This window comes from Micromonospora sp. CCTCC AA 2012012 (genome assembly GCF_040499845.1).
GTDB lineage: Bacteria > Actinomycetota > Actinomycetes > Mycobacteriales > Micromonosporaceae > Micromonospora > Micromonospora mangrovi.
The window spans coordinates 2,320,327-2,345,561 of sequence record NZ_CP159342.1 but is presented as its reverse complement, the minus strand read 5'-3'; the positions used below and the strand labels follow the sequence as shown (position 1 = coordinate 2,345,561).

The 25,235-nt window shown below is 74.1% G+C and carries 20 protein-coding genes; 12 read left to right on the top strand and 8 right to left on the bottom strand.

The genetic code is table 11. The features are described 5' to 3' along the window. The first annotated feature begins 40 nt into the window (after positions 1-40). The 8 genes from ABUL08_RS10465 (at position 41) to ABUL08_RS10430 (ending at position 5,360) form a co-directional block, all read left to right on the top strand. Positions 41-820 carry a class I SAM-dependent methyltransferase gene (locus ABUL08_RS10465; RefSeq protein ID WP_350936920.1) on the top strand — a complete coding sequence of 260 codons (780 nt, stop codon included), beginning with the start codon at positions 41-43 and terminating at the stop codon, positions 818-820. A gap of 55 nt (positions 821-875) precedes the next feature. Next, positions 876-1,877, top strand: coding sequence for a hypothetical protein (locus tag ABUL08_RS10460; protein ID WP_350936918.1), 1,002 nt, complete (start codon positions 876-878; stop codon positions 1,875-1,877). Next, entirely contained in the window at positions 1,874-2,527 is a 654-nt protein-coding gene (locus ABUL08_RS10455) for a hypothetical protein (protein WP_350936916.1), read from the top strand. The genes ABUL08_RS10460 and ABUL08_RS10455 overlap by 4 nt, the downstream gene beginning before the upstream one ends. 15 nt (positions 2,528-2,542) lie before the next feature. After that, positions 2,543-3,445, top strand: coding sequence for an inositol monophosphatase family protein (locus tag ABUL08_RS10450; RefSeq protein ID WP_350936913.1), 903 nt, complete (start codon positions 2,543-2,545; stop codon positions 3,443-3,445). A 91-nt stretch (positions 3,446-3,536) separates the two neighbouring features. Then, positions 3,537-4,184 carry a DUF2238 domain-containing protein gene (locus tag ABUL08_RS10445; RefSeq protein WP_350936911.1) on the top strand — a complete coding sequence of 216 codons (648 nt, stop codon included), beginning with the start codon at positions 3,537-3,539 and terminating at the stop codon, positions 4,182-4,184. A gap of 121 nt (positions 4,185-4,305) precedes the next feature. Then, a complete protein-coding gene (locus tag ABUL08_RS10440; protein WP_350936909.1) occupies positions 4,306-4,680 on the top strand; it encodes an LLM class flavin-dependent oxidoreductase in 375 nt (124 codons plus the stop codon). Then, complete coding sequence (locus ABUL08_RS10435) at positions 4,677-4,805, top strand: hypothetical protein (RefSeq protein ID WP_350936907.1); 129 nt, start codon at positions 4,677-4,679, stop codon at positions 4,803-4,805. Before ABUL08_RS10440 ends, ABUL08_RS10435 begins: the two co-directional genes overlap by 4 nt. Positions 4,806-4,904: 99 nt before the next feature. Continuing rightward, entirely contained in the window at positions 4,905-5,360 is a 456-nt protein-coding gene (locus ABUL08_RS10430; RefSeq protein ID WP_350936905.1) for a hypothetical protein, read from the top strand. Here the strand turns inward: ABUL08_RS10430 and ABUL08_RS10425 are convergent. Continuing rightward, complete coding sequence (locus ABUL08_RS10425) at positions 5,350-6,576, bottom strand: ArsB/NhaD family transporter (RefSeq protein ID WP_350936903.1); 1,227 nt, start codon at positions 6,574-6,576, stop codon at positions 5,350-5,352. The genes ABUL08_RS10430 and ABUL08_RS10425 overlap by 11 nt on opposite strands. Before the next feature lie 105 nt (positions 6,577-6,681). Between ABUL08_RS10425 and ABUL08_RS10420 the strand changes: the two genes are divergently transcribed. Next, the gene (locus ABUL08_RS10420; RefSeq protein WP_350936900.1) at positions 6,682-12,486 is read left to right on the top strand and encodes a WD40 domain-containing protein; all 5,805 of its coding nucleotides are present in this window, start codon (positions 6,682-6,684) and stop codon (positions 12,484-12,486) included. 28 nt (positions 12,487-12,514) lie between these two features. Here ABUL08_RS10420 and ABUL08_RS10415 read toward each other — a convergent pair whose 3' ends face one another. Then, the gene (locus ABUL08_RS10415; protein ID WP_350936898.1) at positions 12,515-13,750 is read right to left on the bottom strand and encodes a ricin-type beta-trefoil lectin domain protein; all 1,236 of its coding nucleotides are present in this window, start codon (positions 13,748-13,750) and stop codon (positions 12,515-12,517) included. Positions 13,751-14,004: 254 nt separating this feature from the next. On the opposite strand from ABUL08_RS10415, the gene ABUL08_RS10410 reads away from it, so the two are divergent. Beyond that, the gene (locus ABUL08_RS10410; protein ID WP_350936897.1) at positions 14,005-16,644 is read left to right on the top strand and encodes a glycoside hydrolase family 3 N-terminal domain-containing protein; all 2,640 of its coding nucleotides are present in this window, start codon (positions 14,005-14,007) and stop codon (positions 16,642-16,644) included. 126 nt (positions 16,645-16,770) lie between these two features. Next, positions 16,771-17,727 (top strand): PrsW family intramembrane metalloprotease, encoded by a 957-nt coding sequence (locus ABUL08_RS10405; RefSeq protein ID WP_350936895.1) that lies wholly within the window; start codon positions 16,771-16,773, stop codon positions 17,725-17,727. Between the two features lie 7 nt (positions 17,728-17,734). Here the strand turns inward: ABUL08_RS10405 and smpB are convergent, their stop codons facing one another. The 6 genes from smpB to ABUL08_RS10375 form a co-directional block, all read right to left on the bottom strand. Then, positions 17,735-18,223, bottom strand: a complete 489-nt coding sequence (gene smpB, locus ABUL08_RS10400; RefSeq protein WP_350936892.1) for an SsrA-binding protein SmpB — start codon at positions 18,221-18,223, stop codon at positions 17,735-17,737. An 80-nt stretch (positions 18,224-18,303) separates the two neighbouring features. Then, complete coding sequence (locus ABUL08_RS10395) at positions 18,304-18,861, bottom strand: hypothetical protein (RefSeq protein ID WP_350936890.1); 558 nt, start codon at positions 18,859-18,861, stop codon at positions 18,304-18,306. A gap of 44 nt (positions 18,862-18,905) precedes the next feature. Further along, positions 18,906-20,669 (bottom strand): S8 family serine peptidase, encoded by a 1,764-nt coding sequence (locus ABUL08_RS10390; protein ID WP_350936889.1) that lies wholly within the window; start codon positions 20,667-20,669, stop codon positions 18,906-18,908. 285 nt (positions 20,670-20,954) lie between these two features. Continuing rightward, entirely contained in the window at positions 20,955-21,635 is a 681-nt protein-coding gene (locus ABUL08_RS10385; RefSeq protein WP_350936886.1) for a lysoplasmalogenase, read from the bottom strand. Continuing rightward, positions 21,632-22,459 carry a sterol desaturase family protein gene (locus ABUL08_RS10380; protein ID WP_350936885.1) on the bottom strand — a complete coding sequence of 276 codons (828 nt, stop codon included), beginning with the start codon at positions 22,457-22,459 and terminating at the stop codon, positions 21,632-21,634. The genes ABUL08_RS10385 and ABUL08_RS10380 overlap by 4 nt, the downstream gene beginning before the upstream one ends. Next, positions 22,456-23,184: a FadR/GntR family transcriptional regulator gene (locus ABUL08_RS10375; RefSeq protein ID WP_350936883.1), complete on the bottom strand. Its 729-nt coding sequence runs from the start codon at positions 23,182-23,184 to the stop codon at positions 22,456-22,458. Before ABUL08_RS10375 ends, ABUL08_RS10380 begins: the two co-directional genes overlap by 4 nt. 137 nt (positions 23,185-23,321) lie before the next feature. On the opposite strand from ABUL08_RS10375, the gene htpG reads away from it, so the two are divergent. Then, positions 23,322-25,223 carry a molecular chaperone HtpG gene (gene htpG, locus ABUL08_RS10370; protein ID WP_350936881.1) on the top strand — a complete coding sequence of 634 codons (1,902 nt, stop codon included), beginning with the start codon at positions 23,322-23,324 and terminating at the stop codon, positions 25,221-25,223. Positions 25,224-25,235 lie beyond the last annotated feature (12 nt).

Genomic DNA, 25,235 nt, shown 5'->3' with positions numbered 1-25,235 from the left:
GCGAGGCTGGACGCCAGTACGGCCGAGGAGGGGAGGCGCCATGGTGGAGCAACCGACCGGGGCCGCGTCGCGCGGCGCGCAGGCGCACGGCCGCCGGGCCAACCGGCGCAGCTACCACGACGGCGTCCAGGTGAACGGGTACGTCGACGACCCGTACCACCGGACCCGCCGAAGCGTCGCGGCCCGGATGGTGGCCGACGGCCTCACCGGGCGACTGCCGGTGCTGGAACTGGGCTGCGGCCCGCGCGGCATGCTCGACCCGGCGGACCTGCCGGTGCCGCTGGTGCTGGCGGACCTGGCGGAGACCGCGCTGCGCGACGCCCGGCGGGCCGCCGGGCCGGCCGCCCTGCCGGTCTGTCTGGACGCCACCCGGGGCCTGCCGTTCCGGGCCGGCAGCTTCGCCGGCCTGGTCACCGGCGAGCTGATCGAGCACGTCTACGACCCGGTGGCGCTGCTGCGCGAGTGTCACCGGGTGCTCGCCCCGGACGGACTGCTCGTGCTCACCACGCCGAACCTGGCCACCGTGCAGGACCGGCTGGCCTTCCTCGCCGGCCGCGCGCCGCGCCAGGTGGACCCGCTGCACCCCTACCTGTGGCTGCACATCCGGCCGTTCACCGCGTCGCTGCTGCGCCGGGTGCTGTGGCGGGCCGGGTTCGTCCCGCTGGCGATCCGCTCCAACCACGTCGGCTGGCGGCTGCCGTCCGGCCGGTGGGTCACCTCCCGGCTGCTCGCCCGCCTCGCGCCGGGACTCGGCGGTTCCCTGATCTGCGCCGCCCGCCGGGTGACGCCGGACGGACCGCGGCCCCGGAACAGCGCGTGATCGTGATATTGACATAGGGCTATCATGGGTGGACCGTCGTCGAGCGGGGGATGTCATGGCGCGCCTGTTCACCTGGGTCGTCAACAATCTCGACGCCTTCATCGGGCTGGTGCTCGCCCTGACCGTCTCGGTGCTCGGCCTGACCAGCACGGTCAGCCAGGAGGTCGTCAACAGCGCCATCCTGCTGATCCTGGCGCTGCTCGCGCAGGCGATGCTGCGCGACCGGCTGCGCCGGGAGAACGCCCAGCACCGGGTGCAGCACGTGCTCGCCGACACCCGGGACCGGCTCACCGAGCTGGTGCCGCAGCTGGAGGAGATCACCGGGGACCGGGGCGCGTTGAACCGGGCCCGCGAGGCCATCGACAGCGTCTCCATGGTGCGGGTGCTCAGCGGCACCGAGGTCGGGCAGGCCCTGGCCGACGCGCGCCGGCACACCGACCGGTGGGCGTTCAAGGGCGGCACCGGCACCTTCACCCGCGCGGTCACCCTGCCGGAGTGCCTGGAGCAGGCCCGCCGGCGCAACGCCACCCTGCGCTTCGACATCGAGATCATCGACCCGACCGACGAGGAGGTCTGCGAGCGGTACGCGCGGTTCCGGCGCAGCCTCGCCCCCGACGCGCCGGGCGAGCGGTGGACCGTGGACCGCACCCGCAAGGAGTCCTTCGCCACCGTGCTGGCCGCCTGCTGGCACCTGCAACGCTCCGGGCTGCTCACCATCGACGTCCGCCTGGCCACCCGGATGACCACCTTCCGCTACGACCTCTCGTCGTCCTGCGTGGTCATCACCCAGGAGAACCCGCAGACCCCCGCCCTGCGCATCGACCGCAAGGAGCTCTACTACAACCGCTACAACATCGAACTGCAGTACAGCCGCGAGCAGAGCCGGCGGGTGCCGATCGAGGCCGCCGGCCAGGTCCGGCTCGACGACGAACCCTCCGTGGAGCAGGTACGCCGGTTGTTCACCGCCCTCGGGCTGCCGCTGCCGCGGGCCTTCGGCGACCGCGACGTGGCCGACATCGTCAGCAAGGCCATCCAGGCGAGGAACCCGTACGCATGACGAGCTACGCGGAACTGGAACGGGAGATCGACCGGGGCACCCGCCCGGACCGGCTGCGCCGGTGGGTGCTCGACGTGCTCGACGACATCGCCGAGGGACGCCGTCCGCTCGCCGCGGTGCGGCACCCGCTCGGCTTCACCTGCCTGCCGGTGGAGCGCGCCGGCCTCGACGGGGTCTGCGTACACGCCTGGCCGGCCGATCCGCCGCCGGTCGCACCGACCACCTCGACCATGCACTCGCACAGCTGGGACCTGCTCAGCCATGTGCTGCACGGCGAGGTCCGCAACGAGCTGGTCGAGGTCACCGACGCCCCCGCCGACCCCTCCTGGCGGGTGTACGAGGTGCGCAGTCGCGGTGACGTCGACGAGATGGCCGCGACCGACCGGCTGGTCACCGCGGTGACCGCCACGGTGGAGACCCACGCCGCCGGCCGGTCGTACGCGCTGCGGGCCGGCGGGTTCCACACCTCCGAGGTGCGGCGGGGAGAGCCGGCGGTGACGGTGGCGCTGGGCCGGACCACCCCCGGCGCCTGCGACCTCAGCCTCGGCGCGGTGGACGGGCGCAGCCACCGGGTCCGGCGGGAGCGCTGCGGTGCGGGGGAGACGGCACGACTGGCCCGGGCGATCGCCCGGCTGGTGGCACGGGGCTGACTGGCTGGAGGGGCCATGGACGAGGAGCCGGGCGGACCCGGACCCGACCTGCGCGACGCGCACCGGTTCGCGCTGGAGGTCGCCCGCGCGGCCGGCGGGCTGCTGCGCCGGGGGGTGCGGGGCGAGCTGCACACCCGCGCCAAGAGCGCCTCGGGTGACCTGGTCACCGACCTGGATCTGGCCGCCGAGCGGCTGATCGTCGACCGGATCCGGGCCCGCTGGCCGGAGCACGGGGTGATCGCCGAGGAGGGCGGCGAGTACGCCCCCGACACCCGGTGGGCCTGGTTGGTCGACCCGCTCGACGGCACCAACAACGTCGCCATCGGGCTGTCGGCGTACGTGGTCGGCATCGCGCTCTGCGACCGGGGCTCGCCGGTCGTCGGCGTGGTGCACGACCCGGTGGCCGGGCGGACCTGGTCGGCGGTCCGGGGGCAGGGGGCGTTCGTGGGCGCGGGTGGCGCGGCCGGGCGGGCGCTGCGGGCCCGCCACCGGCCGGTGCCGGCCGCGCCGGTGCTGGCCTGGACCCAGGGCCACGGGGTACGCCGGGACGACAGCACCGCCCGGGCGCTGAAGGTGGTGCTGGACTCCACCGCCCGCCGGGTGCTGCAACTGTGGGCGCCGCTGCTGTCCTGGGTGATGCTGGCCCGGGGCGACATCGACGGCATCATCGGCTACCACCCGGAGTCGGTGGACCTGCCCGCCGGGGTGCTCCTCGCCGTGGAGGCCGGCATGACGGTCCGGGCGCTCGACGGCGGCTGCTTCGACGACCGGTACGGCTGCCCCGCCGAGCGGCGCAGCTTCGTGGCCGGTCCGCCGGAGACCATCGACCGGCTGGTCAAGCTGGTCACCGCGGCACAGTGGATCGAACCGCAGATCCGCCGGCTCACCCCGGTCACCCTCACCACCGTCGGCTGGTGACCCCCGTTTCGCGCCGCCGGTCACCCGTCGGGCAGGATCGGCGGACCGGCCGACCGAGGGGTCGTCGCCACGAGCGGAAGCAGGGTCATCGGTGCGCAAGGTCCTTCCCCGGGTGCTGCTCGGCGTCGTCCTCGTCGCGCTGGTCGCCTCCGGCATCCGGCCGTACGACCGGCTCACCTGGCTGCTGGAGACGGTCTGGGTGATCGTCGGCGTGCCGGTGGTGCTGCTCACCTGGCGGCGTTTCCCGCTGACCACGCTGCTGTGCTGCCTGCTGGCCGGGCACGCGCTGATCCTCATCGCCGGCGGGCACTGGAGCTATGCGCGGACGCCGCTCGGTGACTGGGTGCGGGACCTGTTCGACCTGTCCCGCAACCCGTACGACCGGCTGGGGCACTTCGCGCAGGGCTTCGTGCCGGCCGTGCTGGTCCGCGAGATCCTGGTCCGCCGCTCGCCGCTGCGGGGCAGTCGCTGGCTCGCCCCGCTGGTGGTCTGCGCCTGCCTGGCGTTCAGCGCGTTCTTCGAGCTGATCGAGTGGTGGGCGGCGCTGGCCGGTGGGTCCGCCGCCGACGACTTCCTCGCCACCCAGGGCGACGTCTGGGACACCCAGTGGGACATGTTCCTGGCGCTGGTCGGCGCGGTCACCTCGCTGGTCCTGCTCAGCCGGGTGCACGACCGCCAGCTGGCGCGGCTGGCGCCGGCCATCGTCGGGGGGACCACGCGCCCCGCCGAGGTGCCCTAGGATCGGTGCGGAACTCCGAATCTCCGGTCCGGGAATGACGTCGCAGATGGACCCGGGACCCCGCACGGGCGGGGAGGAGGTGGCGACAGCACTGTCTGCTGCCCACCTTCAGGAGATCACCATGGACCTCGGCCTCGGCCTCCCCATCGGCAACCCCGGCTGCCTGCCCGACTGGGCCCGTCGGGCGGAAGCCGCCGGCTTCGCCTCGCTGGCGCTGCTCGACCGGCTCGCGTACGACAATCCGGAGCCGCTCGTCGCGCTCGCCGTCCTCGCCGGTGTCACCACCCGCGTCCGGTTGCAGACGGAGGTGCTGCTCGGCCCGTTGCGCGGCACCGCGCTGCTGGCCAAGCAGGTCGCCACCCTCGACCGGATGTCCGGCGGCTGGTCTGTCAGCTCACCGTCGCGGCCGGCCCACCGGAGACCGTGGAACGGGCCCGGCGGGCGGTCGCCGACTACTACGCGTTCATCGGGCGGCCGGGTTGGGGCGCGCCGGTGAGCGATCCGGCGCAGCTCGCCGACACGGTCGCCGCGTACCGCGAGTTCGGCGCCGACGAGCTGGTGCTCTACTGCTACGCCGAGGATCCGGGGCAGGTCGAGGAGCTGGCCGCGATCGTGCGCTGACCTGCCCCCACCGGCGCGCGTCGAACCCCTACCGTGGGTGTCGATCCGTCGCCGTCCGGCCGCGCCGTGCGTGGCGCGGCCGGATCGGGAGGGGGACCGATGTCACGGGGCCGGAGAGTGGTGACGGTGGTGCTGGTGGCGGCGGTGGCCGTGGCGGGCTACCTCGCCGGTTTGGTGCCGGGTGACTCGGCGCGCGCCGCGGTGGACCACTGCCACGTCACGTACGACCGGCAGGAGCGGCAGCACAGCCGCTGCGTGGGCCACTGGACCCGGCTGGGTCACGTCGCCTCCGGGCCGGTCCACGGCGTGCGGGTCAGCCCACGGTGGCAGGCCCGCACGCTCGACCCGGACGCGAACTTCGAGTGGGAGGTGGACGTGCCGACCGCGGCGCGCCACCCGGTGGTCGTCGCCGTCCCGGGGCGCGCGTACGTGGTGCCGACGGTGGTGCGGGTCCTGCTGACGGTGCTGGTCCTGGTGGCGCTGGCAGGCCTCGGCGGGACGCTCGTGCGGCGGCGGCGACCCGGATCGCGGGCGGAACGGCCGGCTACGGGCTGAGCAGCAGGGCGGCGACGGTGGCGGTGGTGGCCAGCGCCGCGAGGGCCGCACTGGTGGCGACGAAGCGGCCCAGCGGCACGGCCACCCCGGCGGCGCGGACGCGCTCGTACCAGATCAGCGTGGCCAGGGACGCCCACGGCGTGGCGAGCGGGCCGACGTTGGTGCCGACCAGCAGCGCCAGCAGCTGGGTGTGGTGCCCGGTGGCGATGACCGCCTCCCCGGCCACGTACGCCGGCAGGTTGTTCACCACGTTCGCGAAGAGCGCGCCGACCGCGCCGGCCCGTAGCGCGCCCTCGGCGCCGGGGTCGCCGCCGATCAGCGCGCCCATCACCTCGTCCAGGCCGTGCCGGCCGATGGTCTGCACGACCAGGAACAGGCCGGTGACGAAGACCAGCAGCCGCCACGGCACCAGCGCGGCGCGCAGCGCGCCGCGGGACCGGACGGCGAATCCCGCGACCAGGATCGCGGCGGCCACCCCGGAGGCCAGCCCGATCTGCACTCCGGCCAGGATGCCGGCGACGAAGAGCAGGCAGGCGCCGAGCGCGGTGCGGTACAGCACCGGGTCGGGGGGCACGTGCGGCGGCGGTGGCACGAAGGGGTCGGCTCCGGTCCGGGCCGGCCGCCAGTACCACCACCACAGCAGCAGCATCGTGATGGCGATCGCCACCAGCTGCGGCCACCACATCCGGGCCGCCCAGGGCAGCGGGTCCAGCCCGATCCGGTCGCTGGCGAGGATGTTGGTCAGGTTGGACACCGGCAGCAGCAGGCTCGCCGTGTTCGCGAGCCAGACCGTGGTCATCGCCAGCGGGGTGGGTGACACGCCGAGCTTGCGGGCCAGCGCGATCATCACCGGGGTGAGCAGGACCGCGGTGGTGTCCAGGTTGAGTGCGACGGTGGTGACCGAGGCGAATCCGACGCAAAGCCAGAACAGCGCCGGGTAGCTGCCCCGGGCGGTGATCGCGACCCGCGCGGCGAGCGCGTCGAAGACCCCGGCCACCGCGGTCAGCTCGGCCAGCACCACCACCGTGCCCAGGAAGATCAGGATGGGCACGATCCGGCGTACGGTGGCCTCGGCGTCGACGCGGGGCAGCAGTCCGGTGAGGACGCAGAGCAGCCCGGCCACGGCGAGCCCGACGGCGATCCAGTCGAGGACGTGCAGCCGGCCCCAGCGCGATCGGTCCGGTACGGCGGACGGCGGCTCGCCGACGGTCTTCACGGGAGACGATCCTCGCACACCCGCGGCCGGCCGGCGCGGCCCGACGCGACCCCGGCGGCTGCCGAGGGTGGCGACGACTTGACGATGAGTGGCCATAATGACCAGGTGTCCCCAGGCGCGCATCCCACCCGGTCCGACCGCCCGATCGACTTCTTCATCAGCTACTCGCCGGCCGACGAGCGCTGGGCGACGTGGCTCGCGTGGGAGTTCGAGGCGGCCGGCTACCGCACGCTGCTGCAGGCGTGGGACTTCGTCGCCGGCACCAACTTCATCGACTTCATGGACCGGGGGGTCCGGGAGGCCGCGGTCGTGGTCGCCGTCCTCTCCGAGCGTTACCTGCACTCCACCTACGGGAAGCTGGAGTGGCAGGCGGCGCTGCGGGCCGACCCGGACGGCACCGGCAATAAGCTGGTCACGGTCCGGGTGGAGGACTGCCCGATCGACGGGCTGCTGGCCACCATCACCTACGTCGACCTGGTCGGGGTGACCGACGCGGCGCAGGCCCGCGCCCGGGTGCTCGACCGGATCCGGGAGGCGCTCGACGGCCGGGCCAAGCCGGTGCTGCAACCGGCCTTCCCGCACCACCCGAGCCGGCCGGCCGGGGCGCTCAGCACGACGACCGCGCCGGCGCCGCCCGCACCGCGCCGCGCCCGGCGTACGCCGATCAACCCGCCGCCGTTCCCGCCGGCCGCCGCGGCGGTGCCGCAGACCCGCGGCGCGGTGACTGTGCTCCAGGTGGCCGGCCCGCGTTTCGGCCGGGGCGTGATCGACCCCGGCGCGCCGGTCACCCCGGGTGAGCTCCAGGAACACCTGATGGGTGACCTGACCCTGCTGATGAACGACGGGGTGCCCCGGCCGGACCTGCTGGTGGTGGCCGGCAACCTCACCGAGTCCGGCAGTCCCCGGGAGTTCTCCGACGCGCTGAGCTTCCTCACCGGGCTGCGGGTGCTGCTCGGGTTGGAGCCGCACCGCCTCGTCGTGGTGCCCGGGCCGCGCGACGTGACGATGGCGGCCAGCCGGGCGTACTTCGCCACCTGTGAGGCCGACGACGTGGACCCGCAGCCGCCGTACTGGCCCAAGTGGCGGCACTACGCGCGGCTCTTCGACGAGCTCTATCAGGGGCTCGAGGACCGGATCTTCGACAGCGAGCAGCCGTGGACCCTCTTCCCCGTGCCCGACCTGCGGGTGGTGGTGGCTGGGCTGAACTCCACCGTCGCGGTCACCCACCGCGAGGAGGACCGGTACGGCTGGCTCGGTGAGGCGCAGGCCGCCTGGTTCGCCCAGCGGCTGCGGCACTACCAGCAGTCGGGCTGGTTGCGGCTGGGCGCGATGGCGCACGCCCCCGGCCCGCGCACCCCGTACGCCGGGGAGGGGCCGGCCGACGACGGGGTGACGGTGCGCGATCGGGCGTCGTTCCACCGGCTGGTCGCCCCGATGCTCAACCTGCTGCACACCGGCGCGGCCCCGGCGGGCGGCCCGGTCGACGCGGTGGTGCCGCTGGCGTGGCCGTCGCGGGACGGCCGGGCGCAGGTGCTGCGGCTGGCCGCCGACGGGATGACCCGCTGGGTGCTGGGCCGCGACGACCGGCACGACGTGGGGGAGCGGGTCCCGGTGGCCTGGCCCCGGTCGGAGGCCACCTTCGGGGCGACCGGCCCGGCCCAGGTGCCCGACCCGCGGCTGCCCACGGCGGCGGAGGGCCCGACCCAGGGCACCCCGGCCGACCCGCCCGCCGTCGCGCCGGCCGTGGCCGCGACGACCCCGCTGGAGCGGCTGCTGGAGCGCCTCGGCGAGGTCTGCGAGGCGCGCCACGACCGGGTGCTGGTGCGTCGGGTGGCGGCCGACCCGCCGCACCTCTTCGTGACCTACCGCGCCGACGGGGTGGTCCGGCAGCAGCGGGTGGCCGCGCACGTCGGCACCCCCACCGCCGCCGACGTGGACCGGTTCGCCCGCCGGGTGCACGCCACCGACCCGGACATCCCGTCGGAGCTGGTCTATGACGGGGACCGGATCCCGCGCGCGCTGGCCGAGGACGCGCAGCGGCGGGGCGTACGGGTGCTGCACCTGACCGAGTTCCAGGGCCTGCTCGACCTGCGCGGGTACGTCGCCGCGCAGACCGCCCGGCTCCAGGCCGACCGGCTCTATCCGCCCGCGCAGTACGTGCCGCAGCGCTACCGCCACCTGGTCGGCGCCGACCAGCGGGTCCGCGAGGACGTGGTGGAGGAGCTGCTGGAGCTGGTCTCCGCGCCGGACGGCCGGTTCGCGCTGGTGCTCGGCGACTTCGGCCGGGGCAAGACCTTCGCGCTGCGCGAGGTGGCCCGGCGGCTGCCCACCGCCGCGCCGGACCTGATCCCGATCCTGGTGGAGCTGCGCGCGCTGGACAAGGCGCACTCGGTCGACGGGCTGGTCGCCGCGCACCTGGCCAACCACGGCGAGCAGGTGATCGACCTCAAGGCGTTCCGCTACATGCTCCGGCAGGGCCGGATCGTGCTGCTCTTCGACGGCTTCGACGAGCTGGTCGCCCGGGTCACCTACGACCGGGCGGCCGACCACCTGGAGACGCTGCTGCAGGCCGCCGAGGGCAACGCGAAGATCGTGGTCAGCAGCCGGACCCAGCACTTCAAGACCAACTCGCAGGTGCTGACCGCGCTCGGCGAGCGGGTCGGCCTGCTGCCGCACCGGCGGGTGCTGGCCGTCGAGGACTTCACCCCCGGCCAGATCGAGGTCTTCCTGCGCCACCGGTACGGCGGGGACGAGACCGCCGCGCGGGAGCGGATGCAGCTGCTGGCCGGGGTGAAGGACCTGCTCGGCCTCTCCCGCAACCCGCGGATGCTCGGCTTCATCGCCAACCTCGACCCCGGCCGCCTGACCGCGGTCGCCGGGGCGGGCGGCACGTTCAGCGCCGCCGCCCTCTACCGGGAGATCCTGGAGTCCTGGCTGGACTTCGAGGAGCGGCGTACGCAGGGTGTGCCGGGGTCACCGGTGACGCTGCGCCGGCCCGAGCTGTGGGCGGCGGTCAGCCGGCTGGCGTTCCAGCTCTGGGAGAGCGGCGAGTCCTACCTGCGCCTGGCCGAGCTGGCGGAGGCCGCCGGGCAGTTGGCCGGGCTCGCCGAGTCCCGGTTGTCCGCCGGGCAGGCGGTGCACGCGGTGGGGGCGGGCAGCCTGCTGGTGCGCACCGAGGACGGCCTGTTCGGCTTCATCCACACCTCGGTGATGGAGTGGCTGGTCGCGGAGGGGATCGCCGCGCAGTTCAACCGGGGTGAGGAGCCGTCCGCCCTGGCGGTGCGGCCGCTCTCCGCGCTGACCGTGGAGTTCCTCGGTGACCTGGCCGACGCGCGCCGGTGCACCGCGTGGACCGCCCGGGTGCTCGGCGACGAGGACGCCGGGGAGACGGTCCGGGCCAACGCGCTGCGGCTCAGCGCCCGGCTGCGGCTGCCCGACCGGGCCGACCTGCGGGGCGCCTCACTGCGCGGTGAGGACCTGTCGCACCGGGAGCTGGCCCGGGCCGACCTGACCGGGGCGGACCTGAGCGCCACCCGGCTCGTGGCGACGAACCTGACCGAGGCGCGGCTGGAGGCGGCCCGGCTGCGCGGGGCGCGCCTGGACCAGACCCGGCTGGCCCGCGCCGACCTGCGCGACGCCGACCTGGCCGGGGCCCGGCTGTTCCGCGCCGATTTGCGGGGCGTGCGGGTCACCGGCAGCCGCTGGCGGCGGGCGGCGCTGATCGACGTCGCCGCCGACGCCGCGCTGCTGCGGGCGCCGGAGCTGCGCGGCGCGGTGGTGGCACCGGGCCGCCCGGTGGTGCCCGGGCTGGCCCCGCCCGCGGTGGGCGTCTCGTACGGCTTCGAGGTGGGCCGGCTGCCGGTGCCGGTGTCGTACAGCCCGGACGGGGCGGTGCTCGCCGTCGGCAGCGACGACGGTGGCGTGCTGATCTGCGACACGGTCACCGGGCTGCCGGTGCGGACCCTCCAGGGCCACCGGGGGCGGGTCTACGCGGTGCGCTTCGACGCCGCCTCGCACCAGCTCGTCACGGGCGCGGCGGATCTCACCGTACGGCTGTGGGACGCCGACCACGGCGACGTGCGGCACGTCATCGAGGACGTCTTCGCCGGCTGGGTGTGGCCGGTGCTGACCGACGGGACGCGCGGCCGGCTGGTGGTCGGTGACGCCGCCGGCACGGTCCGCCTCTATGACACCCGGACCGCCCGGCTGCGGCACGAGTGGCCGGGGCACGCCGCCCCGATCTGGGGCACCTCGTTCAGCCCGGACGGCCGGCGGGTGGTCGTGGTGGACAGCGCCGGCGTGGTCCGCGGCTGGGACGTCGCCTCCGGCGAGCTGGTCTTCGCCGTCCGCGAGCCGGAGGTGGTCTACCGGGTGGTGCACACCCCCGACGGGCAGTCGCTCGTCGCCGTCGGACAGCACGGTCGGGTCTGGATCCGCCGGGCGGTCGACGGGGAGCTGCTGCGCCGGCCGCGCGGTCACGAGGCCGACGTGTACGCGCTCGACGTGCACCCGGACGGGCAGCTGATGGCCACCGGGGACACCCACGGCGCGCTGCGCCTCTGGGAGGTGGCGACGGGCCGGCCGGTACGGGTCCTCGGGCGGCAGCGCGGCGCGATCTACAGCGTCCGGTTCAACGGCGACGGCTCGCTGCTGGCCTCCTCGGCCAGCGACGGCGCGATCGCGCTCTGGGACACCGCCGACGGTCAGCCGCGGCACGAGCTGACCCGGCATCGGGGCTCGGTCTGGCCGGTGGTCTGGCGCCCCGACGACCAGCAGGTGGCGACCAGCAGCAACGACGGCACCACCCGGATGTGGGACGTCCGCACCGGGCAGTGTCAGCACACCCTGCGGGGGCACGGGCGGCGGGTCACCGCGCTCTCCTTCCGCGACGACGGGGCGGTGCTGGCGACCTGCGGCAACGACGGGGTGGTGCGGCTGTGGGAGCCGCGTACCGGGCGGCTGGTGCGGCAGCTCGCCAGCCCGGCGGACCGGCTGCTGTCGGCGGTGTTCTGCCCGGGTGAGTCGCTGGTCGCCGCGCCGAGCGGGGACGGCGGGGTGCACCTGTGGAACACCGACACCGGCGCCGACGAGCGGGAACTCAACGTGGACACCGACCACGTCTGGGCGACCGCGTTCAGCCCGGACGGGGACGCGCTGGCCACCGCGAACGACGACGACACGGTGCGGCTGTGGTACCGGCGTACCGGCCGGCACTTCGCCACCCTGACCCCGCACCGGGGCCGGGTCCGGGCGGTCGCGTTCAGCCCGGACGGCGAGACCATCGCCACCGGCTGCGACGACCAGCTGGTCCGGCTCTGGGACGCCGCGACCGCCACCTGCCGGCTCACCCTGGAGCAGCACACCGACCGGGTGTACGCGGTGGCGTTCAACGCCGAGGGGACGCTGCTGGCCAGCGTCAGCAACGACGGTACGGCGGTGGTCTGGGACGCGGTGACCGGACAGCGGCGGGTGGTGCTGACGGAGCACACCGGTCGGCTCTGGGGCTGTGCGTTCAGCCCGAACGGCAACCTGCTCGCCACCGCCGGGGACGACCTGTCGATCCGGTTGTGGGATCCGGGCACCGGGCGGCTGCACGGCAGTCTCGCCGCGCACACCCGGCGGATCTGGTCGGTGGCGTTCAGCCCGGACAGCAGCCTCCTGGCCAGTGCGGGGGACGACGGCACCGTCCGGTTGTGGGACGTGGCCGACCCGGAGCACGCCCAGTTGCGGACCACGCTGATCGGGCTGCCGGAGGGCTGGGCGGCGGTCAGTCCGGACGGTCGCTACAAGCTGGACGGTGACCCGGGCGGCCAGTTCTGGCACGTCATCGGCACCTGCCGGTTCGAGGTGGGGGAGCTGGACCCCTATCTGACGCAGGTGCGCCGGCTGGCGGTCGACGCGCCGTTCTGACCGCCGGCCGGGCACCTGGTCGCCGGGTTCAGCGGCGCCACTTCTGGTTGGCGCCGCCGGTGCAGTCCCAGAGCTGCAACGGGGTGCCGTCGGCGGAGCTGACGCCGGTGGCGTCGAGGCACCTGTTGGACTGCGGGTTGACGATGTCACCGGCGGCGCTGAACACCCACCGCTGCGCGCCGGTGCCGTTGCAGTCGTAGAGCTGCACCTTGGCGCCGTTGGCGGTCGATCCGGCGGCCACGTCGAGGCACTTGCCGAGGGCGCGGACGGAGCCGTCGGCGGCCCAGGTCCACTGCTGGGCGGGGGTGCCGTTGCAGGTCCAGAGCTGGATTCGGGTGCCGTTGGCGGGGTTGGCGCCGGCCACGTCGACGCACTTGCTGCCGTATCCGACGATCGGCCCGGCGGTGCTGCCGCCGCCGCTGTCCCAGGCCTGGACCCGGACGTAGTCGACGACCATCTGCTGCGGGAAGACCGTGCTGCCGTCGGGGGAGCCGGGCCAGCCACCGCCGACCGCGACGTTCATGATCATGAAGAACGGGTGGTCGAAGACCCACTTGTTGCCGCCCGCGTCGGCCGGGGTCTTCCGGGAGTACGCGACCCCGTCGAGGTACCAGGTGATGGAGTCCGGCGCCCAGTCGACGGTGTAGGTGTGGAAGGCGTCGGCGAGGGCCTGCCCGCCGGGGAGCGAGGTGGAGCCGCCCAGCCCGCCGCCGCCGGAGTAGCCGGGGCCGTGGATGGTGCCGTACACGGTGGACGGCTGGGAGCCGACGTTCTCCATGATGTCGATCTCGCCGCTGTTGGGCCACGGGTTGCTGGCGATGTCGCTGCCGAGCATCCAGAACGCGGGCCACATCCCCTGGCCCCGGGGGATCTTGATGCGCGCCTCGAACCGGCCGTACGCCTGGCTGAAGGTGCCGTTGGTGAGCAGCCGGGCGGAGGTGTACTGGCAGCTGCCGTACCAGCAGGTGTAGCCGGCGGGGTTCTCCCGGCGGGCGGTGATGACCAGGTTGCCGTTGCCGTCGAGGGCGGCGTTGCGGGTGCTGGAGGTGTAGTACTCCAGCTCGCTGTTGCCCCAGCCGCCACCGCCGGTGTCATAGCGCCACCTGCCGGGGTCGGGGGCGGTGCCGGCGGCGCCGGTGAAGTCGTCGGACCAGGTGACGGCGCCGGGAGCGGCCTGGGCGGGGCTGCCGGTGGTGGCGGTCAGTGCCGCCGTCAGCCCCAGGCCGACCAGGGCCAGGGCCGCGAGGGTGCGGATGCTGCGCACGGTTGCTCCGTTCGGGTCGCGGTCGTCCCCGCCCCGCCGTTGCGCACCGGACGAACGGTGAACACACCATAAAGATAGACTTCAATGAAGCTATGAATTAAGCGGGGAGCTGTCAAGGGAGCGCTCCCCGAGCTGTTCCGGAACCAGCCGAAAACATTGACGTCACCCGATCGAGTCGGAAAGGATGCCGAAGCGGACCCGGCCCGCCCCGGCCGACGGGGAGACCGGTGACCGGTCCCGTGAGGAGGCACCACATGAGACCGCACAGGTACGCCGCGCTCGTCGGGGCCGGTGCCCTGGCCGTGGCCCTCTCACCCGCCTTACCCGCGGCGGCAGCCGACGCCCAGACGGTCACCGTCGGCGCCGTCCGGCCCGTCCAACCGGCCACCGAGGGCAGCCGGGTGCCGGTGGACGTGGCGGTGTCCACCTCCGACGGTCGACCGCTGGCCGCCGCGGTCACCGTGCGCTGGGCCACCGGCGCCGGCACCGCCACCCCGGGCGTGGACTACGCGACGGCGTCCGGCGTGCTCACCTTCCCGGCCGGCAGCCCCTCCGGCACCGCCCGGCCGGTCACCGTCACGCTGCACCGCGACCGGGCCGCCGAGACCGCCGAGACCGTCCCGCTGACCCTGGACTCCGCCGACGCCACCGTCGGCACCGCGCCGACCGTCGTGATCGACGCGCACGGCCTGCCGTACCTCGACCGGCGGCTGCCGGTGCGGCGGCGGGTCGACGACCTGCTCGCCCGGATGACCCTCGCCGAGAAGATCGGCCAGATGACCCAGGCGGAGCGGGCCGCCGTCGCCGACGACCCCGGCCGGGTCGCCCGGTGGCAGCTCGGCTCGGTGCTCTCCGGCGGCGGCTCCACGCCGGCCAGCAACACCCCCGCCGCCTGGGTCGAGATGGTCAACGGCCTCCAGGCGCAGGCGATGACCACCCGGTTGCAGATCCCGCTGATCTACGGCGTCGACGCCGTGCACGGCCACGGCAACGTGTACGGCGCCACGGTCTTCCCGCACAACGTCGGCCTCGGCGCCACCCGCGACCCCGCGCTGGTCGAACGGGTCGGCCACGCCACCGCCGCCGAGGTGCGCGCCACCGGCATCCCGTGGAACTTCGCCCCCTGCGTCTGCGTCTCCCGGGACGAGCGGTGGGGCCGCAGCTACGAGAGCTTCGGCGAGGACCCGGCCCTGGTGGTGTCGATGGAGACCGTCATCGACGGCCTCCAGGGGCGCCCGGGCCGGCTCGCCGACGACGACCGGGTGCTCGCCACCGCCAAGCACTTCGCCGGCGACGGCGACACCGACTACGACGAGGCCACCGCCGCCGCCAACGAGGGCAGACCGTGGTGGGAGCAGAAGTACCCGATCGACCAGGGCGTCACCGTCACCGACCGGGACCACTTCGCCCGCGTCGACCTCGCCCCGTACGGCCCGGCGGTGCGTCGGCACCGGGTCGGCAGCGTGATGCCCTCGTTCTCCAGCGTGGACTGGACCGAGGACGGCCTCGGCAACCCGACCAAGATGCACGCCAACCCCGACCTGATCACCGGCGAGCTGAAGGGCCGGCTGGGCTTCGACGGCTTCGTGATCACCGACTGGGAGGGCATCCACCAGATCCCCGACCCCGCCGACCCCACCAACGGCGGGCTGACCGGCTACAAGGTCCGGGTCGGTGTCAACGCCGGCAGCGACATGTTCATGGAGCCCAACACCGCCGAGCAGTTCGAGCAGCTGCTGCTCGCCGAGGCCACCGCCGGCCGGGTCAGCCAGGCCCGCATCGACGACGCGGTCCGCCGGATCCTGCGCCAGAAGTTCGCCCTCGGCCTCTTCGAGCAGCCGTACGCCTCGGCCGCGAACGTCGACCAGGTCGGCAGCGCCGCGCACCGGGCGATCGGCCGGGAGGCGGCGGCCAAGTCGCAGGTGCTGCTGAAGAACAGTGGGCAGGCCCTCCCGCTGCGCCCCGACACGAAGCTCTACGTGGCCGGCCGCAACGCCGACGACCTGGGCAACCAGGCCGGCGGCTGGACCATCGCCTGGCAGGGCGTCTCCGGCGCCGACACGATCCCCGGCACCTCGATCCTGGACGGCATCCGCGAGGTCGCGCCGCAGGCCCGGGTGACGTACAGCGCGGACGCCTCCGCGCCCACCGGCGACGCGCAGGTCGGCGTGGTGGTGGTCGGCGAGACCCCGTACGCGGAGGGCTACGGCGACGTCGGCGGCCCGGAGTGCGGCTGGTGCACCGTGCCGCAGCAGGAGGAGAAGTCGCTGCGCCTGCAACCCGCCGACCGGGCCGTGGTCGACAAGGTCTGCGCCGCGCTGCCCACCTGCGTGGTGCTGGTCGTCTCCGGCCGTCCGCAGGTCGTCACCGACCAGCTCGGCGAGATCGACGCGCTGGTCGCGTCCTGGCTGCCGGGCAGCGAGGGCGCCGGGGTGGCCGACGTGCTCTTCGGTCGGCGTCCGTTCACCGGCCGGCTCCCGGTGAGCTGGCCGCGCGCCGAGGCGCAGGTGCCGATCAACGTCGGTGACGCGGACTACCGGCCGCTGTACCCGTTCGGCTGGGGGCTGCGGACCGACCCGGCGCGGTCTCGGTTGGCCGCGGTCGCCGCGGACCGGCCGCAGGTGCGGGCGGCGCTCGCGGCGGCGACGTGGAACGCCGACGGCTCGCTGCGCAACGCCCCCGAGGTGCTGCCGCTGCTCGGGCGGCAGCTGCGCGGCGGTGACCCGGCGCTGGTCGACGCGATCCTCGCCGTGGTCCGGGACGCGGCCCAGGCGGCCGTCGTGCGCGGCACGGCACCCGCGGACTGGGCGGCGCTGATCGCCGACGCGGAGCACGCGCAGCTCACCGGCGACCCGCTGCGCGCGTTCACCCTGCTCGTCCGCGTCGTCCGCTGAGGGATGCGGAAGGGCCCCGCCCGACGACCGGGTGGGGCCCTTCCGCATCGGAAGCCCGCGAAGACGGTTCGGGTCCAGCGCCCGGGGTACCGGCCGAGTCAGGACCGGATTCCCGGGGAGGGCCGCATGGATCGGATGACGGTGCCCGTCGAGGCGCCCGTCGGTCGCCGTGGGCGGCGGCAGTGGCTGCGGATGTTCGTCGTCGGGTTGGCGCTCTGGCTGGCCACCGTGGTGATCATCCTGGTCACCGGGAACCCGAACCTGGTGCCCACGCTGGTGCTGCTGGGCAGCTTCCTGGTGCCGGTGACCTTCGTGGCGTGGGCGTTCGCGCACCGCGACACCGGTGAGGTCACCGCCGGCCTGGTGTTCAGCACCTTCGTCACCGGTGGGGTGCTCGGCGTGCTCGCCTCCTCGGTGCTGGAGGCGTACCTGCTGCGGCCCTCGGCGGCGCTCTTCGTCGGCGTGGGACTGATCGAGGAGGCCGCGAAGCTCGCCGCGCTGGCCCTGCTCACCCGGCACCTGGCGCACAAGTCGATCCGGGACGGCATGATCCTCGGCGCGGCCGTCGGCTTCGGCTTCGCCGCCTTCGAGTCCGCCGGGTACGCCTTCACCGCCCTGTTCACCGTCAACGGCCTGTCGCTGATGCAGGTGGTGCAGACCGAGATCCTGCGCGGCCTGCTCGCCCCGGTCGGGCACGGGCTGTGGACCGCGATCCTCGGTGGCGTGCTCTTCGCCCCGAGCACCCGGGCGCACTTCCGCGTCGGGCTGCGGCTGCTGTTGACCTTCCTCGGGGTGTCGCTGCTGCACGCTCTCTGGGACTCCATGCACAACATCGCGCTGACGCTCACCCTGCTCCTCACCGAGGGTGAGTCGTACCGCTCCACCCCGAACGGCTGGCTGGTCTCGCCCACCGCGGCGCAGGTGCGGCTGCTGCCCGTGATCGAGTGGGGTGGGCTGGCGCTGGTGTCGCTGATCGGCATCGGCTGGCTGCTGCTGGAGTGGCGGGCCGGCCGGCGGCGTCCGCCGCGGGAGACCGGTTGGCGGGTGCCGACGGGTGCGCTCGCCGTGGCGCCCCCGCGCTGAGCGGTCGTCAGCGGGGGGTGCGGCCCTTGAGGCGGCGGCCGAGTTCGCGGGCGATCTCCCGGTTGGCGTCCCGCTCGGCGAGGGCCTGCCGTTTGTCGTACGACTTCCTGCCCCGGGCCAGGCCCAGCTCGACCTTGGCCCAGCCGTTCGAGAAGTACATCGAGAGCGGGACCAGGGTGTATCCACCACCGGCGTCGCGCAGCTTGTCCAGGATCCGGACGATCTCGATCTTGTTGAGCAGCAGCTTGCGGGTGCGGCGGGGCGCGTGGTTGGTCCAGGTGCCGTAGCCGTACTCGGCGATGTGCAGGCCGTACAGCAGCAGCTCGCCGTCGCGTTCCTGGGCGAACGCGTCGACCAGCGACACCCGCCCCTCGCGCAGCGACTTCACCTCGGTGCCGGCCAGCACCAGCCCCGCCTCGTAGGTCTTGAGCACGGTGTAGTCGTGCCGCGCCTTCTTGTTGGTGGCGATGACCTTGCGCCCGGTCTCCCTGGCCACGCCCACCTCCCCGTTGCTCGACCGGGAGCAGGATACCCGTCGGTGCCGGCCGGGACCGGCACCGACGGGTGGTCGCCGGTTCAGATCCGGCACTGCCAGGAGTACGCGTCGCGGAAGCTGACGAAGCGCTCGACGGTGGCGTACCCGAAGGTGGTCTCCCGGCAGGTGGCCAGCACGTCGACGTCGGAGTACATCACCCCGGCCCGGCTGTAGGAGACGCACCGCCAGTCATAGACGGTGCCGCCGGTCAGCAGCGCGTCGGAGTGCCCGGTGGCCTGGCACCAGCGGCTGAAGTCCGGCGCGACCACGTCGGCGCGGACCCGCCAGCAGCGCACCGACGTCGGGTCGTAGAAGTTGCCGATCCGGTCGACGGCCGCGTCGGTCCGGTACGTCCACCGGCAGGCCGCGTCGAAGGCCAGGTCGGTCTGCCGCCCGTCGGCGCTCCGGCAGTGCCAGTCGTACGCGGTGCCGCCGGTCAGCGTCGCCTCGGCCGCGCCGACCGACCGGCAGTACGCGGACAGGTCCAGTCCGCCCAGCTCCTGCGGCGGCGGTGGGGAGGCGTGTCCGGCGGCCGGTGCGGCGAGCACGGCGACGAGCAGGGTCAGGGCGGTGGTCAGGGCGCGCAGCGTCCTTCGCATGGTGATCCTTCCGGTTGCGGGGTCGCGGGTGGGGACGGTGGTGGTCAGCGGTCGCAGGGCCAGACGCCGCGGAAGCTGCCGGTCAGGTCGCGGACGACCTGCACGGTGCCGGCGGCGTCGGCGGTGAGCCGACGGTTGGCGATGTCGAAGCAGCCGGCGTCGCTGTCGGTGTAGTCCTGCTCGACGTGCGCCCAGTCGCCGAGGGCGTACTTGTACTCCAGCTCGGTGCCGCTCGGCACGGTCAGCACCGTCCGGTACGGCCCGGTCGGGTCGACCCGCCGCATCGGCAGGGCGGCCGGGTCCCAGTCCGGCAGCCCGGTGCCGAGTCGGCCGAGCGTGCCGGCGAGGTGCACCCCGGCGCGGTCGACGGTCGGGTCGCCGGGTCGAACACCGACCTGGAGGAGCAGCCGGGTGGTGTCGCCGGCGTCGCCGGTGGCGGCGCGCAGCGCGAGGTCGACGTCGAGCACCCCGGCGCCGCACCGGCACTCGTCGGGCCGGGCGGTGGGCCGGGCGGTACGGGTGAGCAGCCCGGTCAGCTCGGCGGGGGTGAGGTCGGGCCGTCGGGAGAGCAGCAGCGCCGCGGCGGCGGCCACGTGCGGGGCCGCCATGCTGGTGCCGGCGTACGCGGCGTAGCCGTCGCCCTCGGCCACGGTGGTGCCGGTGTCGACGGTGGAGAGCACGCCGTGCTCCTGGTCGCCGCCGGGGGCGGCGAGGTCGACGTCCGTACCCCGGTTGGAGTAGCCGGCCCGCTCGCCGGTCAGCGTGCTGGCGGCCACGGTGACCACGCCCGCGCAGCTCGCCGGGGTGTAGTCGGCGGCGTCGGCACCGGCGTTGCCGGCCGACACCACGACGGTGACGCCGCGGGCGACCGCGCCGTCGACGGCGGCCTGGGTGGCCGGGTCGCAGGCGCCCGGCGCGCCGAGGCTGAGGTTGAGCACCCGGGCCGGGGTGGGGTTCTCCGGCACGCCGGGCACGTTGCCGCCGGAGGCCCAGGCGATGGCGTCGACCAGGTCGGCGGTGCTGCCGCCGCAGCGGCCGAGGACGCGGACCGGCTGGATCCGCGCGCCGGGGGCGAGCCCGGCGATGCCGGTGCCGTTGTCCCGGCCGGCGGCGATGGTGCCGGCGACGTGGGTGCCGTGCCAGCTGCTGGGCCGGAACCGGTCGCCGCAGTCGCCGGGTTCGGTCCAGTCGCCCTGGTCGGTGGCGTCGGGGTCGCGCCCGTCGCCGTCCCGGGCGTCGGCGGCGGAGCTGACGAAGTCGTAGCCGGGGACCAGGTGGGCGGCCAGGTCCCGGTGGCGGGTGACGCCGGTGTCGAGCACGGCGACCGTGACGCCGGCGCCGTCCGCACCGGTGTCCCAGGCCGGCTCGGCGTAGACGCCGCCCAGCGGGTCGTGCAGGTCCCACTGGTCGGTCCAGCGGGTGTCGTCGGGGGTGGCGTCGGCGCGCAACCGCGCCTCGGGCGCCGCCCAGCCGACGTCGGCGCGGCGGCGCAACCGGTCGAGCACCGCGGCGGTGGTGGCCGGGGCCAGCGACCGGTCGGCGCGGACCAGCAGGTCGCCGGTGGCGAGCACCCGGGCGACGGTGAGCCGCTGGCCGGTGGCCCGGCCCACGGCGGCCAGGTCGTCGGCGAGCCGGCCGGGGTCGGGGGCGACGCCGCGTCGCGCCGCCGGGCTCGCCGGACCGATCAGGAAAGAGCTGGTGCCGGTGGTCCCGGGGGGCGGGGCCGGGGCGGCCGCGGCGGGGACCGCCGGCAGCAGGGTGGCGGCGACGACCGCCACCACCAGGTGCATCGGGGTACGGATGGACACGGGTCTTCCTTCGCACTCGGACGCGGCCCCGCGCACCGCGGAGCCGGGTCCACGCTAGGTGTCCATGTAAGACCTTTCAAGACTTGCAAGTAGACAGTCATGAGAAGAAAGAATTTCCGGCATCTTGCGAAAGTGAACGCCGGGCCGCTGGCCTGCGGCGCGCCACGACGACGCGTTCGCACTCTGGGACGTCGCCTTGGCGCGGCTGATCGGAGATCACCCTCGATTCAGGAAGTAGTGGCCTCGCCGGGCCCCGGATGCCACTGTTTCCTGGATCGAGCACGATCACGGCCGGCGCGGCGAGTGAGCACCGGCGGGGTCGGCGGCCCGGGTGGTCGGGTCGGCCGGTCGGGTGGCGGGGTCGGTGGCGTGGGCGCCGACCCAGCCGGTGGTGATCAGCAGCAGCGCGGCGGCGTACGTGGTCATCACCAGCAGCCCCTGCGCCGGCAGTCGCACCCCGGCCGCGCCCAGCCCGATCAGCAGGTCCGAGCCGAGGAAGAGCGCCCCGCCGACCGCCGTGCGCCGGGAGACCCCGGTCGCGGCGGCGGCCATCAACGACAGGGCCAGGCTGTAGCCGAGCACCGGCAGCCGCAGCGGCCCCAGCGTGCCCCACAGCAGCGTGTTGGCCCCCGCCCAGAGCACCAGGTACGCCGCCACCGCCACGACCGGCGGCCGACGGTGCCGGACGAACGCGGTGCCGAAGGCGAGCTGGGTGACCAGGAAGCAGCCCATCCCGACCAGGAACGCGGTCCGCCCCGGCACCAGCAGGGCCACGTCCCCGGCGGTGGCGGCGACCAGCCCGACCGCCACCGGGTCCACCCGTCGCCGCACCCCGACCAGGTATGCCAGCAGCAGCGGCGCCAGCAGCGGCTTGGCCACCCACTGCACCGCCGTCCACCCGAACCCGACGCCGACCAGCTCGACGACGGCGACGACCCCGAACAGGCGCCACCAGTGGCGGCTCACCGGGCTGGCTGCCAGCCGGGGCGGCCGAACACGTAGCCGAGCCGGTGCCGCCAGGAGGTGGCCGACCGGGCGTCGGCCCAGATCGCGGCGAACTCGTGGGTGGCCACCCGCAGCGGGTTGTAGGTGGCGATGTTCGTGGTCAGCCCGTACCGGACGGCGGCGCGTTCCGGCTCGAAGCTGCCGAAGAGCCGGTCCCAGACGATCAGGATGCCGCCGTAGTTGCGGTCCAGGTATTCGGCGTTGGAGCCGTGGTGGACGCGATGGTGCGACGGGGTGTTGAAGACCCACTCGATCGGCCGGGGCAGCACGGTGATCCGCTCGGTGTGCAGGAAGAACTGGTAGAGCAGGCTGATCGACTGCTGGAGGAAGATCATCCACGGGGGGATGCCGAGCAGCGCGAGGGGCAGCCAGAACGGCAGCGACGTCATCGGCGTCCAGCTCTGCCGCAGCGCGGTGGAGAGGTTGTAGTAGACGCTGGAGTGGTGCACCACGTGGCTGGCCCAGAGCACGCGTACCTCGTGGTGCAGGCGGTGGAACCAGTAGTAGGCGAGGTCGTCGGCGAAGAAGACGATCACCCAGGTCCACCAGTGGGCGGGGGAGAGGTGGACCGGCGCGACGAGCCACAGCCCGGCGTAGAGGCCGGCGGTGAGCAGCTTCCAGGGCACGCCGATGAGCTGGCTGCCCAGGCCCATGGAGAGGCTGGTGGTGGTGTCGCGCAGCTCGTAGCCGCGTTCGTCGTCGTCGGGCAGGAACCGGTAGGAGACGGCCTCGATGACGACGAGCAGCAGGAAAGCCGGGACGGCGTAGAGCACGGCGGGGATCATGCGCGCGCTTCCCTTTCGGACGGGGTGGTGGTGGGGGTGGTGACCGGAGCGGTCAGCAGGGCCCGGGCGTGCCGGGCGGCGGCCGTACCCTGGCCGGCGGCGATGGCGGCGGCGAGCCGGCGGTGGCCGGCGACGTCGAGCAGTTCGGCGGCCCGGCCGGCGGGCGGCACGTCGCCCACGGCGAGGGTGCCGGCCACCAGGCTGTTGAACGCCAGCAGATAGGCGGTGTTGCCGCTGCCGTGCACGACCAGCCGCCAGATGGCGATGTTGGCCGCCGCCATCCGGTCGAGGTCGGGCGCGAGGGCGCCGTACTCCTCGGCGGCCCGGACCAGGGCGGCCGTGACGTCCGGGTCGCCGCGCTCGGCGCAGAGCCGGGCCGCGTCGACGCCGATGCAGGCCCGCATCTCCAGCATGTCGCGGACCAGCGTCTCCACCGGGAGTACGTCTCCCGACTGGGTCAGTGACAGCGCGAGGTCCAGCCCGGCGTGCACCCGCCAGTCGAGCACCCGGGTGGCGCCGCCCTGGCTGACCCGGACCAGGCCGAGCTGCTGCAACCGGCGCAGCGCCTCGCGGACGGCGTGCCGGTTGACCGCGAACGCGGCGGCCAGCTCGCGCTCGCCGGGCAGGGTCTCCTCCGGCCGGTAGCGGCCGCTGACGATGGCGTCGCGGAGCTGGCCGAAGACGTGGTCGGAGACCGAGGCGCGGGGCACGGGGAGGAACACCATGCGCAGCAGTGTGAGCCCGCGCACATCAACTCGTCAACTGGTTGGACCAGTTCGATCCGCCACCCTCTGCTGCCCGGGTGCGCACACCTCGTATCCTGTCCGCCGGAAGGCCCCGCAAGAGGTGGAAGGGAGTCGGTGTGAGCGACCGGGTCGAGACGTTGGAGTTCCAGGCCGAGGCTCGTCAGCTGCTCCAGCTGATGGTGCACTCGATCTATTCGAACAAGGACGTCTTCCTGCGCGAACTCATCTCGAACGCGTCCGACGCGCTGGACAAGCTGCGGCTGGAGTCCCTGGTCGACAAGGACCTGGACGTCGACACCGCGGACCTGCACATCGAGCTGGAGATCGACAAGGACGCCCGTACGCTCACCGTGCGGGACAACGGCATCGGCATGTCCCGCGACGAGGTGGTCGGCCTGATCGGCACCATCGCCAAGTCCGGCACCGCCGAGCTGCTGCGCAAGCTGCGCGAGTCGCAGGACGCCGCCGCCTCGCAGGAGCTGATCGGCCAGTTCGGCGTCGGCTTCTACGCCACCTTCATGGTCGCCGACACGGTGACCCTGGTGACCCGGCGCGCCGGGCAGTCCGGCGGCACCCGCTGGGAGTCCGCCGGCGAGGGCACCTACTCCGTCGAGTCCGTCGACGACGCCCCGCAGGGCACCTCGGTCACGCTGCACCTCAAGCCGGCCGACACCGAGGACAACCTGCACGACTACACCGCCGAGTGGACCGTCCGGGAGATCGTCAAGCGCTACTCCGACTTCATCGCCTGGCCGATCCGGATGACCGTGGAACGCCCCGGCGAGGAGGGCGCCACCACGACCGAGACGCAGACCCTCAACTCGATGAAGGCGCTCTGGGCCCGCTCCCGGGACGAGGTCGACGAGGCCGAGTACCACGAGTTCTACAAGCACGTCGCCCGCGACTGGGCCGACCCGCTCGAAACCATCCACATGCGCGGCGAGGGCACCTTCGAGTACGAGGCGCTGCTCTTCCTGCCCTCGCACGCCCCGCTGGACCTCTTCTCCCCGCAGGGCCACCGCGGCGTGCAGCTCTATGTCAAGCGCGTCTTCATCATGGACGACTGCGACGCGCTGATGCCCAACTACCTGCGCTTCGTCAAGGGCGTCGTGGACGCCCACGACCTGTCGCTGAACATCTCCCGGGAGATCCTCCAGCAGGACCGGCAGATCCGCGCCGTACGCCGCCGCCTGGTCAAGAAGGTCCTCGCCACCCTCACCGAGATGAAGGCCGAGCGGGCCGAGGCGTACCGGACCTTCTGGGGCGAGTTCGGGGCGGTGCTCAAGGAGGGCCTGCTCGAGGACACCGACAACAGCGAGACGCTGCTGAACCTGCTGCGGCTGGCGTCCACCCGGGACGCCGACGAGCCGACCACCCTGGCCGACTACGTCGGGCGGATGAAGGACGGCCAGACCGAGATCTACTACGCCACCGGCGACTCCCGCGGCACCATCGAGAACTCCCCGCACCTGGAGGCGTTCCGCGCCAAGGGCTACGAGGTGCTCATCCTCACCGACCCGGTCGACGAGGTCTGGGTCGAGCGGGTCGGTGCGTACGACGGGAAGACCCTCCGCTCGGTCGCCAAGGGCCAGGTGGACCTGGAGACCGACGAGGAGAAGGCGAAGACCGACCAGGAGCGGAAGGAGTACGCCGACCTGCTCACCTGGATGAGCGAGGCGCTCGCCGACAGTGTCAAGGAGGTCCGGCTCTCCTCCCGGCTCACCACCTCGCCGGCCTGCGTGGTCGGCGACGCCCACGACATGACGCCCACCCTGGAGAAGATGTACCGGGCGATGGGGCAGGAGGTGCCGCGGGTCAAGCGGATCCTCGAACTCAACCCCGGCCACCCGCTCGTCACCGGCCTGCGCAAGGCCCACGAGCAGAACGCCGAGGGCGCGGCGCTGACCGAGACCGCCGAGCTGCTGTACGGCATGGCCCTGCTCGCCGAGGGCGGTGAACTGGCCGACCCGGCCCGGTTCACCCGGATCCTCGCCGACCGGCTCGCCCGTACCCTGTAGCTCCTGCGCCGG